The 12,908-nt window shown below is 70.2% G+C and carries 12 protein-coding genes; 8 read left to right on the plus strand and 4 right to left on the minus strand.

The genetic code is table 11. The features are described 5' to 3' along the window. Positions 1–43: 43 nt before the first annotated feature. The 4 genes from paaN to paaK are packed head-to-tail and all read left to right on the plus strand — an operon-like array spanning position 44 to position 4,350. Positions 44–1,708, plus strand: coding sequence for a phenylacetic acid degradation protein PaaN (gene paaN / locus ACYBYQ_RS06920; RefSeq protein ID WP_459618022.1), 1,665 nt, complete (start codon positions 44–46; stop codon positions 1,706–1,708). A gap of 7 nt (positions 1,709–1,715) precedes the next feature. Next, positions 1,716–2,504: a 2-(1,2-epoxy-1,2-dihydrophenyl)acetyl-CoA isomerase PaaG gene (gene paaG / locus ACYBYQ_RS06925; RefSeq protein ID WP_459618023.1), complete on the plus strand. Its 789-nt coding sequence runs from the start codon at positions 1,716–1,718 to the stop codon at positions 2,502–2,504. Beyond that, positions 2,501–2,980, plus strand: coding sequence for a hydroxyphenylacetyl-CoA thioesterase PaaI (gene paaI, locus ACYBYQ_RS06930; protein WP_459618024.1), 480 nt, complete (start codon positions 2,501–2,503; stop codon positions 2,978–2,980). Before paaG ends, paaI begins: the two co-directional genes overlap by 4 nt. A 53-nt stretch (positions 2,981–3,033) precedes the next feature. Beyond that, a complete protein-coding gene (gene paaK, locus ACYBYQ_RS06935) occupies positions 3,034–4,350 on the plus strand; it encodes a phenylacetate--CoA ligase PaaK (protein ID WP_459618025.1) in 1,317 nt (438 codons plus the stop codon). Between the two features lie 87 nt (positions 4,351–4,437). Here the strand turns inward: paaK and ACYBYQ_RS06940 are convergent, their stop codons facing one another. Next, positions 4,438–5,412 carry a Bug family tripartite tricarboxylate transporter substrate binding protein gene (locus ACYBYQ_RS06940; protein ID WP_459618026.1) on the minus strand — a complete coding sequence of 325 codons (975 nt, stop codon included), beginning with the start codon at positions 5,410–5,412 and terminating at the stop codon, positions 4,438–4,440. A gap of 182 nt (positions 5,413–5,594) precedes the next feature. Here ACYBYQ_RS06940 and ACYBYQ_RS06945 point away from each other — a divergent pair, with 182 nt between their 5' ends. Next, positions 5,595–6,278, plus strand: a complete 684-nt coding sequence (locus ACYBYQ_RS06945) for a GntR family transcriptional regulator (RefSeq protein ID WP_459618027.1) — start codon at positions 5,595–5,597, stop codon at positions 6,276–6,278. Here ACYBYQ_RS06945 and ACYBYQ_RS06950 read toward each other — a convergent pair. Genes ACYBYQ_RS06950 through ACYBYQ_RS06960 form a run of 3 tightly spaced genes read right to left on the minus strand, consistent with a single transcriptional unit; the run spans position 6,266 to position 9,082 of the window. After that, positions 6,266–7,543 carry a TRAP transporter large permease gene (locus ACYBYQ_RS06950; protein ID WP_459618028.1) on the minus strand — a complete coding sequence of 426 codons (1,278 nt, stop codon included), beginning with the start codon at positions 7,541–7,543 and terminating at the stop codon, positions 6,266–6,268. The genes ACYBYQ_RS06945 and ACYBYQ_RS06950 overlap by 13 nt on opposite strands. A 13-nt stretch (positions 7,544–7,556) precedes the next feature. Beyond that, on the minus strand, positions 7,557–8,054 hold the full coding sequence (locus tag ACYBYQ_RS06955) for a TRAP transporter small permease (protein ID WP_459618029.1): 498 nt from the start codon (positions 8,052–8,054) through the stop codon (positions 7,557–7,559). Between the two features lie 56 nt (positions 8,055–8,110). Continuing rightward, positions 8,111–9,082 (minus strand): TRAP transporter substrate-binding protein, encoded by a 972-nt coding sequence (locus tag ACYBYQ_RS06960; protein WP_459618030.1) that lies wholly within the window; start codon positions 9,080–9,082, stop codon positions 8,111–8,113. Positions 9,083–9,190: 108 nt separating this feature from the next. Here ACYBYQ_RS06960 and ACYBYQ_RS06965 point away from each other — a divergent pair, with 108 nt between their 5' ends. Genes ACYBYQ_RS06965 through ACYBYQ_RS06975 form a run of 3 tightly spaced genes read left to right on the plus strand, consistent with a single transcriptional unit; the run spans position 9,191 to position 12,865 of the window. Beyond that, entirely contained in the window at positions 9,191–11,719 is a 2,529-nt protein-coding gene (locus ACYBYQ_RS06965) for an ABC transporter permease (protein ID WP_459618031.1), read from the plus strand. Further along, the gene (locus tag ACYBYQ_RS06970) at positions 11,719–12,147 is read left to right on the plus strand and encodes a group II truncated hemoglobin (protein WP_459618032.1); all 429 of its coding nucleotides are present in this window, start codon (positions 11,719–11,721) and stop codon (positions 12,145–12,147) included. The genes ACYBYQ_RS06965 and ACYBYQ_RS06970 overlap by 1 nt, the downstream gene beginning before the upstream one ends. Continuing rightward, complete coding sequence (locus tag ACYBYQ_RS06975) at positions 12,101–12,865, plus strand: 3-deoxy-D-manno-octulosonic acid kinase (RefSeq protein ID WP_459618033.1); 765 nt, start codon at positions 12,101–12,103, stop codon at positions 12,863–12,865. The genes ACYBYQ_RS06970 and ACYBYQ_RS06975 overlap by 47 nt, the downstream gene beginning before the upstream one ends. Positions 12,866–12,908 lie beyond the last annotated feature (43 nt).

Consider the following 12,908-nt stretch of genomic DNA (forward strand, 5'->3'; position numbering starts at 1 on the left):
CGCTGCCGGGCCGTCCACCATCAATCACTGGAGAACCAGCGTCGTGTCTACCGATTTCTTCGAGCGTCACCAGTCCGTACTCGAGCGGGCCGTGCAGGCCGCCGCCGAGCGCGGCTACTGGAGCCCGTACCCCGAGTCGCCGAGCCCGCGCGTCTATGGCGAGACCGCTCCCGCCGATGGCCAGGCAGCCTTCGAGGCTCTGCGCGGCAAGCCCTTCCCGCTGGAGCTGCCGCACGCGACGGGCCAGGTGGGCGGCGAGGTGTCGCCGTTCGGTTTTCCCCTGGGCATCACCTATCCGCGGGTGGCGCCCGATGCGCTGATCAAGGCGGGCAGCGCGGCCCTGGCGGGGTGGCGCAAGGCCGGGCCGCGGGCCTGGACCGGCGTGGCCCTGGAGATCCTGCAGCGGCTCAACCGCCGCAGCTTCGAGATCGCCCACGCCGTGCAGCACACCACCGGGCAGGGGTTCGTGATGGCCTTCCAGGCGGGCGGTCCGCAGGCCCAGGACCGCGGGCTGGAGGCCGTGGCCTATGCCTGGCAGGAAATGTCGCGCATTCCCGACGTGGCGCACTGGGAGAAGCCCCAGGGCAAGAACGACCCGCTGCGCATGGAGAAGCGCTTCACCGTGGTGCCGCGCGGCATCGCGCTGGTGATCGGATGCTGCACGTTCCCCACCTGGAACGGCTATCCCGGCCTGTTCGCCAGCCTGGCCACCGGTAACGCCGTCATCGTCAAGCCGCATCCCGGCGCCATCCTGCCGCTCGCGATCACCGTGCAGGTGGCCCGCCAGGTGCTGCGCGAGGCAGGCTTCGATCCCGACGTCGTCCAGCTGGCCGCCCACGAGGCCGGCGACGACACGGCGCAGGACCTGGCGCTGCGGCCCGAGGTGCGCATCATCGACTTCACCGGCAGCACGGCCAACGGCAACTGGCTCGAGCAGCACGCCCGCCAGGCGCTGGTCTATACCGAGAAGGCCGGCGTGAACCAGGTCATCATCGATTCGGCCGACGACATCAAGGGCGTGGCGCGCAACCTGGCATTTTCCCTGGCGCTGTACTCGGGCCAGATGTGCACCGCGCCGCAGAACATCTACGTACCGCGCGGCGGCATCCAGACCGCCGGCGGCCACCTGGGCTTCGACGAAGTCGCGGCCGCCCTGGCCGGCGCGCTGGAGAAGCTCACGGCCGATCCCGCCAAGGCGGTGGAGGTCACGGGCGCAATCCAGAGCGATGCCACGGCGCAGCGCATCGGCAAGGCGCGGGCGCTGGGCCTGCCGGTGCTCGCCGACAGCCGCGAGCTGCCCCATCCGCAGTTCCCGGAGGCGCGCGTGCGCACGCCGCTGCTGCTGCGCGCCGAGGCCGGCCACGAGGCCCTGGGCCAGGAATGGTTCGGCCCCATCGCCTTCGTGGTGGCCACCGATTCCACCGACCACAGCATCGCGCTGGCCCGCGAATCGGTGCTGCGCCATGGCGCATTGACGCTGTCCGCATACACCACGGATGAAACCGTCGCGGCGCGCGTGCAGGAGGCTGCCGAGGAAAGCGGGGTGTCGCTGTCGCTCAATCTCACGGGGGGCGTGTTCGTGAACCAGACCGCCGCCTTCAGCGATTTCCACGGCACCGGCGCCAATCCCGCCGCCAACGCCGCGCTCTCCGACAGCGCCTACGTGTCCAACCGTTTCCGCGTCGTGCAGACGCGCCGCCACGTGTGAGGCTGCCATGACCTACCAGGACATCCTGTTCTCGCTGGAGGGGGGCATCGCCCGCCTCACCCTGAACCGTCCCGACAAGCTCAACAGCTTCACCGCGCGCATGCACGGCGAGGTCGCCGAGGCGCTCGGGCGCGTCGAGTCGGAAGGCGCGCGCGTGCTGGTGATCACCGGCGCGGGGCGCGGCTTCTGCGCCGGCCAGGACCTGAGCGAGCGGCGCCCCGGGCCCGACGGGGCGCCGCCGGACCTGGGCGAGACGGTCGACAGATACTACGCGCCGCTGGTGCGACGCCTGCATGCGCTGCCCATGCCGGTGGTGGTGGGCGTGAACGGGGTGGCTGCCGGCGCGGGCGCCAACCTGGCGCTGGCCGGCGACATCGTCATCGCCAAGGAGTCGGCCAGCTTCATCCAGTCGTTCTGCAAGCTGGGCCTGATACCCGACACCGGGGGCACCTACGCGCTGCCGCGGCTGGTCGGCCGCGCCCGTGCGCTGGGCCTGGCGCTGCTGGGCGACAAGCTGCCGGCCCGGCAGGCCCAGGAGTGGGGGCTGATCTGGCAATGCGTGGCGGACGCCGAGTTCGATGCCACGCTCGACGGACTGGCGCGGCATTTCGCCCAGGCGCCCACCCTGGGCCTGGCCCGGACCAAACGCGCCATCGGGGCGAGCCTGGGCAATGACCTCGCGGCGCAGCTGGACCTGGAGCGCGACATGATGCGCGAGCTGGGCCGCAGCGCCGACTATGCCGAAGGCGTAGCCGCCTTTCTCGACAAGCGCCAGCCGCAGTTCAAGGGACGATGATGCAACCTGCCACCACGCCCGACATTCCCGCCGATCCGCAGGTCCTGGCCGAGGCGGTGGGCTCCGCCATGTATGCGCAGGACACCGCCACGCAGGCGCTGGGCATGCGCATCGAGGCCATCGGCCCCGGGCGCGCCCGGCTCAGCATGCGCGTGCGCGCCGACATGCTCAACGGACACCGCACCTGCCACGGCGGCTTCATGTTCGCGCTCGCCGACAGCGCCTTCGCCTTCGCCTGCAATTCGCGCAACGTGAGCACCGTGGCTTCCGGCTGCACCATCGATTTCCTGGCCCCGGGCCTGGAGGGCGACGTGCTCACCGCCGAGGCGCAGGAGCGCTCGCTGGCAGGGCGCACCGGCGTGTACGACGTGACGGTCACCAACCAGGACGGGCTCACCGTGGCCATCTTCCGCGGGCGCTCCTATCGCATCCGGGGCCAGATCGTGGGCCAGCCGGCCGAGGCCGAAGCGGAATAGATACGCGTATCGCCGGGCGGCCGATTGCGCCCGGCACCAAGGAGACAGACGTCATGTCGAACACGATGAGCAAGCCGGGGCTGGACCCCATCGAACATGCCAGCCGCGACGAGATCGAGGCGCTGCAGTTCGAGCGGCTGAAATGGACCCTCGACCACGCCTATCGCAACGTCCCGCACTACCGCCGGGCCTTCGATGCCGCCGGCGTACACCCCGACGACCTGAGGCAGCTGTCGGACATCGCCAGGTTCCCGTTCACCGCCAAGAAGGACCTGCGCGACAACTACCCGTTCGGCATGTTCGCCGTGCCGCGCGAACGCGTGTCGCGCGTGCATGCTTCCAGCGGCACCACGGGCAAGCCCACGGTGGTGGGCTACACCGCCGCCGACCTGGACAACTGGGCTTCGCTGGTGGCGCGCTCGATCCGCGCCGCCGGCGGCAAGCCGGGAGACATCGTGCACGTGGCCTACGGCTATGGCCTCTTCACCGGCGGCCTGGGCGCGCACTACGGGGCCGAGAAGCTGGGCTGCACGGTCATTCCCATGTCGGGCGGCCAGACCGAGAAGCAGGTGCAGCTGATCAACGATTTCCGGCCGGACATCATCATGGTCACGCCCTCGTACTTCTGCAACATACTCGAGGAGCAGCGGCGCCAGGGCTTCGACCCGCGCCAGAGCTCGCTGCGCATCGGCATCTTCGGCGCCGAGCCCTGGACTGGCCAGATGCGCGCCGACATCGAGTCGCAGGCCGGCATCGACGCCGTGGACATCTATGGGCTGTCGGAGGTGATGGGGCCGGGCGTGGCCAGCGAGTGCGTCGAGACCAAGGACGGCCCGGTGGTGTGGGAAGACCACTTCTACGCGGAAATCGTCGATCCCGTCACCGGCCAGCCTGTGCCCGAGGGCGAGGAGGGCGAACTGGTGTTCACGTCGCTCACCAAGGAGGCCATGCCCATCATCCGCTATCGCACGCGCGACCTGACGCGGCTGCTGCCCCCCACGGCGCGCAGCATGCGGCGCATCGGCAAGATCACCGGGCGCAGCGACGACATGCTGATCGTGCGCGGCGTGAACCTGTTCCCCACCCAGGTGGAGGAGTTGGTGCTGAAGATGGCGCAACTGGCCCCCCATTACCAGCTGGTGCTCACGCGCAGCGGCAACCTCGACGAACTGGAGATCCTCACCGAGGTGCGCGACGAATTCGCCGGACTGCCAGAAGCCGAACGTGCGGAGATCGGCCGCCAGCTGCAGCATGCGGTGAAGGCCTACATCGGCGTGACGGCGCGCGTGCACGTGGCCGAATGCGGCTTCGTGGAGCGTACCCTCACGGGCAAGGCCCGGCGGGTGATCGACAAGCGGCCCCGCGGCTGAATCCCGGCGGGGCGCGAGGCGTGCGAAGGTGTCAGGCACCTTTGGCGCCTGACACCCGGGGCGCCGGCGGGCTCGGGGCGAGGCTCGCTATTGCGGCGAGATGCCTGCCTGCTCCACCAGCTTCCGGGTACGAGGAATCTCGGCCTGCACGAAGGCGGCGAATTCCTCGCGGCTGCCGCCACGCGGCTCGGCGCCGGCGCCGGCCAGTTTCTCGCGCAGCGCCGGCTCGGCCAGCACCTTGTTCACGGCCTGGTTCAGTTTTTCCAGGATGGCCTCGGGCGTGCCGCCGGGCGCGACCAGGCCGTACCAGGGAGCGATGTCGTAGCCGGCATAACCCTGTTCGGCGATGGTGGGGATGTCCGGCGCCAGCGTCGAGCGCTGCGCGTTCGACATGCCCAGCGCCACCAGCGCGCCGCTCTTGACCTGAGGCAGCCCCGTCATGATGGTGTCGAAGTACATCGAGACCTGGCCGCTCAGCAGGGCAGGGATGGCTTCGCCGGCGCCCTTGTACGGGACGTGCAGGATGTCGATGCCGGCGATGGACTTCAGCATCTCGCCGGCCATGTGCGACGTGGTGCCCGTGCCGAACGAGGCATAGGTGAGCTTGCCGGGGTTGGCCTTGGCGTAGGCCACCATCTCGGGCAGGGTCTTGAACGGCTGCCTGGGATTGGCCAGCAGGATGTTGGGCGTGTAGGCCACCATGGACACCGGTGCGAACTTGTCGGGATCGTACGACAGGTTCTTCTGCAGGAAGCGGTTGGTGACCATGGCGGCAGGGCCGGCCATCAGCAGCGTGTAGCCGTCGGGTTCGGCGCGCGCCACCACCGAGCTGCCGATGGCGGCAGCCGCCCCGGGGCGGGCCTCGATCACGAAGGGCTGGCCCAGTTCCGTGGACAGGGCGGCGCCCAGCTGGCGCGAGATCAGGTCGGTGGCGGAGCCGGCCTGGAACGGCACCACGATCTTCACCGGACGCTGCGGCCAGTTGTTGGCCTGGGCCGCCGATTGGGCGGCGAAAGCCAGCGCAGCGGCGCCGGCGAGCGTTTGCAGAAAGCGGAACTTCATGGATCCCCCGATTGAACGTGTAGGCGTGTCGCACATCGCCCGATGACCGGCGATGCGGCGGCGCAGCAGGGGATTACAGGGCAAACCCCGGCCGCGCCGCCATCGGGAATTGCATCTATGGATCATTGGATCCAATTTGTGCTATGTTGCCTGCGCCCTGATCGAACCCTCACGGATCCCAGATGCTGCAGTTCCAGCAAGCGGCGCTTTCCGCAGAAGAAGAAGCCTACCGGCACATCCAGCAGGCCATCCGGCTGGGGCGCTATGCGCCCGGCGCCCGGCTGGTGCCCGAGTCCATCGCCGGCGAGATCGGCACCAGCCGCATGCCGGTGCGGGGGGCGCTGCGCCGCTTGGCTTCCGAGGGCCTGGTCGAGATCCGCGCCAACCGCGGCGCCGTGGTGCGCGGCCTGAACGAGCAGGAAATGCTGGAAGTCTTCGAGATCCGCTCGGTGCTCGAAGGGCTGGCCATGCGCAACGCCGTGCGCAACATGGGGCCCGACCACGTCCGCCGGCTGGCCCGCATGCTCGACCGCATGGAGGAGGGCGACGAGGATGGCGACTGGACCACCGCGCACCACCGCTTCCATGAATACCTGTGCAGCTTCTGCGGCCAGCCGCGGCTGGTGCGGCAGATCGCCGAAGTGCACGCGGTGGTCGAGCCCTACATGCGGCTGTGGTCGGCCCAGCCGGCGCATGGGCTGCGCGCCCGCGTGTCGCATCAGGAACTCATCGATGCACTGGCCAAGGGCGATGCCGCCCATTGCGAAGCCGTCATGCGCCAGCACGTGCTCAATACGCTGCCGGCACTGCAGGCGTTCCTGCGGCAGCAGGCCGGCGCCGCGCGGCCCCGCGCTCAGCGGGCGTAGACCGCGTCGCGCAGCGTCAGCGACAGGCCTGGCCAGTAGGTGATCACGATCAGGCAGGCCACCACCACCAACACGAAAGGCAGCAGGGGGCGTATCAGTTTCTCCAGCGGCAGCCGGGCCACGGCGCAGGCCGCGAACAGGTTCACGCCGAAGGGCGGGGTGATCATGCCCAGCGCCAGGTTCACCACCATGATCACGCCGAAGTGCACGGGATCCACTCCGAACTGCACGGCCACCGGCAACAGCAGGGGCGCCAGCACCACCACCGAGGCCGAGGTTTCGATGAACATGCCGATCAGGAACAGCGCCGCGTTGACGCCCAGCAGGAAGCCTAGCTTGTCGTCGAAAAGCTGGCCCACCCAATTGCCCAGCGCATCCGGGATGCCCGCCCGGTTGAGCAGGAAGCTGAACACGCCGGCATTGGCGATGACGAACATGATGACGGCAGTGGACACCACCGATCGCTTCAGTGTTGCCGACAGTTCGCGCAGCGTCAGCTTGCGGTACACGAACATGCCCACGAGCACGGCATACATCACGGCCACCACCGACGCCTCGGTGGGCGTGAACACGCCGCCGTAGATGCCGCCCAGGATGATGACCGGCATCATCAGCGCCAGCCAGGCGCGTCGCAGCGACGGCCACAGCGGCAGGCGCCCGGCGCCATCTTCCTTGCCCAGGCCATGGCGGCGCGCATACAGCCATACGTACAGCATCAGCGCCAGGCCGATCAGGATGCCCGGCAGCACGCCGGCGATGAAGAGTTCGCCGGTCGAGGTGTCGGTGGATACGGCGTACAGGATCATCGGGATGGACGGCGGGATGATGACGCCCAGTTCGGCTGCGGTGGCCTGCAGCGAGGCGGCGAAGGGGGCGGGGTAACCGTGGCGCACCATGGCGGGGATCAGGATGGCGCCCACGGCGAAAGTGGTGGCCACGCTGGAGCCGGCCACCGCCGCGAAGATCATGCAGGTGAGCACGCAGGAGCAGGCCAGGCCGCCCTGCACGCCGCCCACCACGCTCTTGGCGAAGTCCACCATGCGTTCCGAGATGCCGCCGGCCTGCATCAGGTTGCCGGCCAGGATGAAGAACGGAACCGCCACCAGCGGGTACTTGTCGAGCGCGGCATACAGCTGCTGCGCCACCACCAGCCAGGGCAGCCCTGCCACCGACACGCCCGCCAGGCTGGCCAGCCCGATGGCCACGGCCACGGGCACGGACAGCCCGAAGAAAATCAGCATCGTGAGCAGCATCAACTGCGACATGGCGTTCGTCCCGTCAGCCCTGGGCGTCGTTGCGTTGCGCCGCGGGCGCATCCGGCTCGGCCCAGCGGGCCACTACGGCAATCACGGCCAGGGTGGCGCCCACCGGGATGGCGAGATAGATCCACGAGATGGGGATGTCGAGGCTCGGCACGTTCTGGAACCGCACGCGCCATGTCATCTGGCCGCCGATCCAGGCGATGGCGGCGAGAAAGCCGGCGCATACCAGGCCGATGAGGTACTCGAGCAGCCGCTGCCAGCCGCCGCGCAGGCTGTTGCGCAGCAGCTCCACGCTGATCATGGCGCCCTGCCGGAATGCCAGCGCCATGCCCAGCAGCACCGTCCAGATGAGCAGGGCGCGGGTCAGCACCTCGCTCCAGTCGGAGGGAGACTGCAATACGAAGCGGGCGATGACTTGATAGAACGCCGCCGCCGCGGCGGCCACGAGCAGGACCTGAGCGAGCGCCGAGACGACCCTGAACAGGGCCGCCTCGGCCTGGCGTAGCAATTGCATGGACGATTCCCGGAAGAAACACGACCGCCACGGCTGGGCTGCGGCGGCCCTGGGCCTCACTGCATCGCGCGGATGGCGTCGATGAGCTTCCTGTCGAATTTCTTGTAGTAGTCGGCGTAGGCCGGCTCCACTGCCGCAGCGAAGGCCGGCCGGTCGACGTCGCTGACGACCTGCATGCCCTCCTTGCGCAGCTGCTCCACGCCGCTCTGCTCCACGTCGTCCACGAAGGCGCGCATGGCCTGGGCAGACGCCTTGCCGGCGGCCTGGAACTGGCTTTTCTCGGCGTCCGACAGGCTTTCGTAGGTGCTGGCCGACATCAGGACCAGGGCCGGCCCGTACACGTGCCCGGTGAGCGACAGGTGCTTCTGCAGTTGCGAGAGCTTGGCCGAGGTGATGACCGACAGCGGATTCTCCTGGCCGTCGATGGTGCCCTGCTGCAGCGCCGTGGCCACTTCGGGCCAGGCCATGGGGGTGGGCAGGATGCCGATCTGGCGGAAGGCCGCGATGTGGATCGGGTTCTCGGTGGTGCGGATCTTGAGTCCCTTGGCGTCGGACGGCGTGCGCACCGGCCGGACATTGTTGGTGAGATGGCGGAAGCCCTGTTCGCCCCAGGCCAGGGCGACGATGCCGCGGTCGGCGAACCTGGCCAGCATGTCCTGGCCGATCTGGCTGTCGAGCACCTTGCGGGCGTGCTGCAGGTCGCGCAGCAGGAAGGGAATGTCGAAGACGCCCGTCTCGGGCACGAAGTTCAGCGTGGCGCCGGTGGAGACGATGGCCAGGTCTATGGTGCCGATCTGCAGCCCTTCGATGACCTCGCGTTCGCCGCCGAGCGCGCTGTTGGGGAACTGTTCGAGCTTGTACTTGCCAGAAGCTTCTATCGACTTGGCAAAGGCCTGCGCGCCGGCGCCGTAGTGCGACGCAGTCGACAGCGCGTACGCCATCTTGAGTGGGGTCTGGGCGGTGGCCGGCAGCGCGGCAGCGGCGGTGCAGGCGGCCAATGCGATGGCCGCAAGCCAGGACTTGCGCATTTGTCTTCTCCAGGTTTTGGTATGGTTTTCGGCAGCGGTGCAGGATCTGCCCTGGGCGCATGATAGCGGGATTCCCCTGCCACGCCCTGTATTGGTTACGATTGCGCGATGATGGATTTCCCTGATAAGCCGGCCGCTGCGGGCCGCCCCGCCGGTGCCCTGCGCCTGGGCCTGCGCATGATGCTGCGCGACGGCCGTTCCGGCGAGCTGCGCCTGCTGGTGTTCGCCCTGGTGATCGCGGTGGCGGCCGTCACCAGCGTGGGGTTCCTGGCCGACCGGGTCGGGCGGGCGCTGGAGCGCGACGCCGGCCAGATGCTGGGTGCCGACCTGGTGCTCGAGGCCGATGAGCCCATTCCCGTCGGCTTCCTGGACGAGGCCCGGGGCAGGGGACTGGCGGTGTCCACGGCCATGCAGTTCCCCTCCATGGCGGGCGGGGCCAGCGGCGCCCAGCTGGTATCGCTGAAGGCCGTGGAGCCGGGCTACCCGCTGCGTGGCAGCCTGCGCGTGGCCGAGCAGCCCGGCGGGCCCGATGCGTCCACCCGGGAGGTGCCGGCGCCGGGCACGGTCTGGGTCGACGCGCAACTGCTGGCGTTGCTGGGCGCAGATGTCGGCGACACGCTGGGCCTGGGCGATGCGCGGCTGCGCGTGGCACGCATCCTCACCTACGAGCCCGACCGCGGGCTGCAGTTCGTCAACGTGGCGCCGCGCGTGATGATGCGGCTGTCCGACCTGGACGCCACCGGCCTGGTGGCGCCGGGCAGCCGCCTCGACTACTTCATGCTGGCTGCGGGCGAGCCCGAGGCCGTGCGCGGCTATCGCGCCTGGCTGGGCGAGCGTCTGCAGCGCGGGCAGAAGCTCTCCACCCTGGAGTCGGGCCGCCCGGAAGTGCGCCGGACCATGGACCGTGCCCAGCGCTTTCTTGCCCTGGTGGCCCTGCTCGCGGTGATGATCTCCGCAGTGGCCGTGGCGCTGGCGGCCGGCCGCTTCATGGTGCGGCATCGCGACGGCATTGCGGTCATGCGTTGCCTGGGGGCCACCCAGGGACACATCACGCGCATGCTGGCTGCGGAGTTCCTCTGCGTCGGCCTGCTGGCGTCCCTGGCCGGCTGCCTGGTGGGCTATGGCGTGCAGCAGCTGCTCGTCGTGGCGCTGGCCGGCCTGATCGACACGCGCCTGCCCGGCCCATCGGTGGTGCCTGCGGCGCAAGGCCTGCTCACCGGCCTGCTGATGCTGCTGGGATTCGCGCTGCCCACGTTGGCGCAATTGCGCCATGTGCCGCCCGCGCGGGTGCTGCGCCGCGAGGTCGACAGGCTTCCCCTGCGCAGCCTGGCCGGCTATGCGGCGGGCGCGGCGGGGCTGGGCCTGCTCATCTGGTGGTTCGCCGGCAACGCAAGGCTGGGCGCGGTGGTGGCGGGCGGCTTCCTGGGCGCGTTCCTGCTGTTCGCCCTGGTGGCCTGGCTGTGCGTGCTGGCCCTGGCCCGCCTGCGCGGGCTGGCGCGGGGCCTGCCCTCCCTGCGCTTCGCGCTGGCCGGCGTGGTGCGCCGGCGCGCTGCCACCATCACGCAGGTGTGCGCGCTGGCGGTGGGCATCATGGCGCTGCTGCTGCTCACCATGACGCGCACCGACCTGATCGCCGGCTGGCAGCGTACCCTGCCCGACGACGCGCCCAACCGGTTCCTGATCAACGTGCTGCCGGAACAGCGCGAGGCCGTGTCGGCGCGGCTGGCCGCGGCCGGGTTGGAGCAGGCCCGGCTCTGGCCCATGGTGCGCGGCCGGCTGGTAAGCGTCAACGGGCGGCCGGTGAGCCCGGCCGACTACGACGAGCCGCGCGCCAAGCGCCTGGTCGACCGCGAATTCAACCTGTCGTACGGCGATGCGCTGCCCAGCTACAACCGGCTGGAGCAAGGCCGCTGGCTGCGGCCCGATGCCGCCGAGGTGTCGCTGGAATCCAGCCTGGCCCGGTCCCTGGGGCTGAAGCTCGGAGACCGGCTGGGCTTCGACGTGGCCGGCCAGGTGGTGGAAGCCGGCGTGAGCGGCATCCGCACGGTGGACTGGGACTCCATGCAGGTGAATTTCTTCGCCATCCTTTCGCCGCCGTTGCTGGCCGACATGCCGCAGACCTGGATCACCTCCTTCCACCTGCCTGCCGACAAGGCCCCCGCGCTGCGCGACCTGGTGGCCGAATTCCCCAACCTCACCGTCTTCGACGTGGGCGCGATCCTGCAGCAGCTGCAACGTGTGCTCGGCGAGGTGGCGCAGGCCGTGCAGCTGCTGTTCCTGTTCACCCTGCTGGCAGGCGTGCTGGTGCTGGCGGCTGCCCTGAGCGCCACGCGCGACGAACGGGTGCGCGAGGCCGCCGTGCTGCGCGCGCTGGGCGCCACCCGTGCGCAGCTGGCGCGGGCGCAGCGACTGGAATTGCTGGCCGTGGGCGCCCTGGCAGGGCTGCTGGCCGCGCTCGGGGCCAGCGCCGTGGCGTGGGCGCTGGCGGTCCATGTGTTCCAATTCGCCATGACATTCAGCCTGTGGCCGTGGCTGGCCGGCCCGGTGGCCGGCATGGCCGGGGCCTGGGCCGGCGGCGCGCTGGCCCTGCGCGGCGTACTGCGTACGCCGCCCCTGATCACCCTGAGAGAAGCCTGATGACTGCCACCACCCGGGTCGAACCGGTTTTCGAGCCGCTGGATACCACCAAGACCCTGTACGAGCTGCTGGGCGGCGAGACGGCCGTGCGCGCGCTGGTCGAGCGCTTTTACGACCTCATGGATACCGAGCCCGACTTCGCCGCGTTGCGGGCGGTGCATGGCCCCAGCCTGGATTCGGCGCGCGAAAAGCTGTTCCTGTTCCTCTCGGGCTATTTCGGCGGGCCCGACCTGTACGTCCAGCGCCATGGCCACCCGCGGCTGCGGGCCCGCCACCTGCCGTTCGCCATCGGCGAGCAGGAGCGCGACCAATGGGTGGCGTGCATGGGGCGCGCCATGCAGGACGAAGGCGTGCCGCCCGCGCTGCTCGACCGCATCCTGCATGCGTTCTACGGCGTGGCCGACTGGATGCGCAATCGTGCCGGCTGAGTTGCCTGCAGGGTCCGTCCGGCGCCTGGCCTGGGCTGGCGCGCCGTCCGGCGCCATGCTGTACGACGCTGCCCGGGTGGGCGAGACCGCCGGACCCGGATTGCTGGAGCCCGGAACCTATGGCGCGGACGCACGTCCGGTACAGGCCGGCGGGCGGCAGGCGGCGTGGTTCGTGGCGGGACACGACTGGGAGGGCGTGCTGCGCGGCTACCGCCGGGGCGGGCTGGCGGCCCGCGTCAGCCGGGATGCCTATGTGTGGCAAGGAGAGGAGCGCACGCGCAGCTTCCGCGAATACCGTGTGCTGGCTGCGCTGCGCGCCCAGGCGCTGCCCGTGCCCGCCCCCCTGGCCGCCGGCTACTGGCGCCGCGGCCCGTTCTACCGCGCCGCCATCCTGGTCGAGCGCATTCCCGAGGTGCGTCCGCTGGCCCAGGCGCTGGACGCCGACCCGGCGGTCGTGGCCGCAGCGCTGGTGCGCATGCACCGCGCCGGCGTCTGGCACGCCGACCTCAACGCCTACAACATCCTGCTGGATGCCGCAGGGCGGGTATGGCTGATCGATTTCGACCGCGCCACGTCGGGCGGCGTCGGGGCGGCCGGACGTGAGGCGAACCTGGCGCGGCTGCGCCGATCCCTGCGCAAGGTGGCCGATGCGGCGGGGGAGCGCTGCTGGCAGGCCGTGGCCGCAGCCTATCGCGCACAGTGGCCCGGCGGCGCCTGAAACGGCGTGGGGATTGCGGGCAATTCCGCCTGGCAGGGCCGTC

The organism is Bordetella sp. 2513F2 (genome assembly GCF_054642735.1).

Excerpts from the sequence above, each read along its gene's own strand:
- paaK (WP_459618025.1), top strand. The coding sequence starts at position 3,034 with ATGTCGAACACGATGAGCAAGCCGGGGCTGGACCCCATCGAACATGCC.
- ACYBYQ_RS06945 (WP_459618027.1), top strand. The coding sequence starts at position 5,595 with ATGCTGCAGTTCCAGCAAGCGGCGCTTTCCGCAGAAGAAGAAGCCTAC.
- paaG (WP_459618023.1), top strand. The coding sequence starts at position 1,716 with ATGACCTACCAGGACATCCTGTTCTCGCTGGAGGGGGGCATCGCCCGC.
- ACYBYQ_RS06940 (WP_459618026.1), bottom strand. The coding sequence starts at position 5,412 with ATGAAGTTCCGCTTTCTGCAAACGCTCGCCGGCGCCGCTGCGCTGGCT.
- ACYBYQ_RS06970 (WP_459618032.1), top strand. The coding sequence starts at position 11,719 with ATGACTGCCACCACCCGGGTCGAACCGGTTTTCGAGCCGCTGGATACC.
- ACYBYQ_RS06975 (WP_459618033.1), top strand. The coding sequence starts at position 12,101 with ATGCGTTCTACGGCGTGGCCGACTGGATGCGCAATCGTGCCGGCTGAG.
- paaI (WP_459618024.1), top strand. The coding sequence starts at position 2,501 with ATGATGCAACCTGCCACCACGCCCGACATTCCCGCCGATCCGCAGGTC.
- ACYBYQ_RS06965 (WP_459618031.1), top strand. The coding sequence starts at position 9,191 with ATGATGGATTTCCCTGATAAGCCGGCCGCTGCGGGCCGCCCCGCCGGT.
- ACYBYQ_RS06955 (WP_459618029.1), bottom strand. The coding sequence starts at position 8,054 with ATGCAATTGCTACGCCAGGCCGAGGCGGCCCTGTTCAGGGTCGTCTCG.
- ACYBYQ_RS06950 (WP_459618028.1), bottom strand. The coding sequence starts at position 7,543 with ATGTCGCAGTTGATGCTGCTCACGATGCTGATTTTCTTCGGGCTGTCC.
- ACYBYQ_RS06960 (WP_459618030.1), bottom strand. The coding sequence starts at position 9,082 with ATGCGCAAGTCCTGGCTTGCGGCCATCGCATTGGCCGCCTGCACCGCC.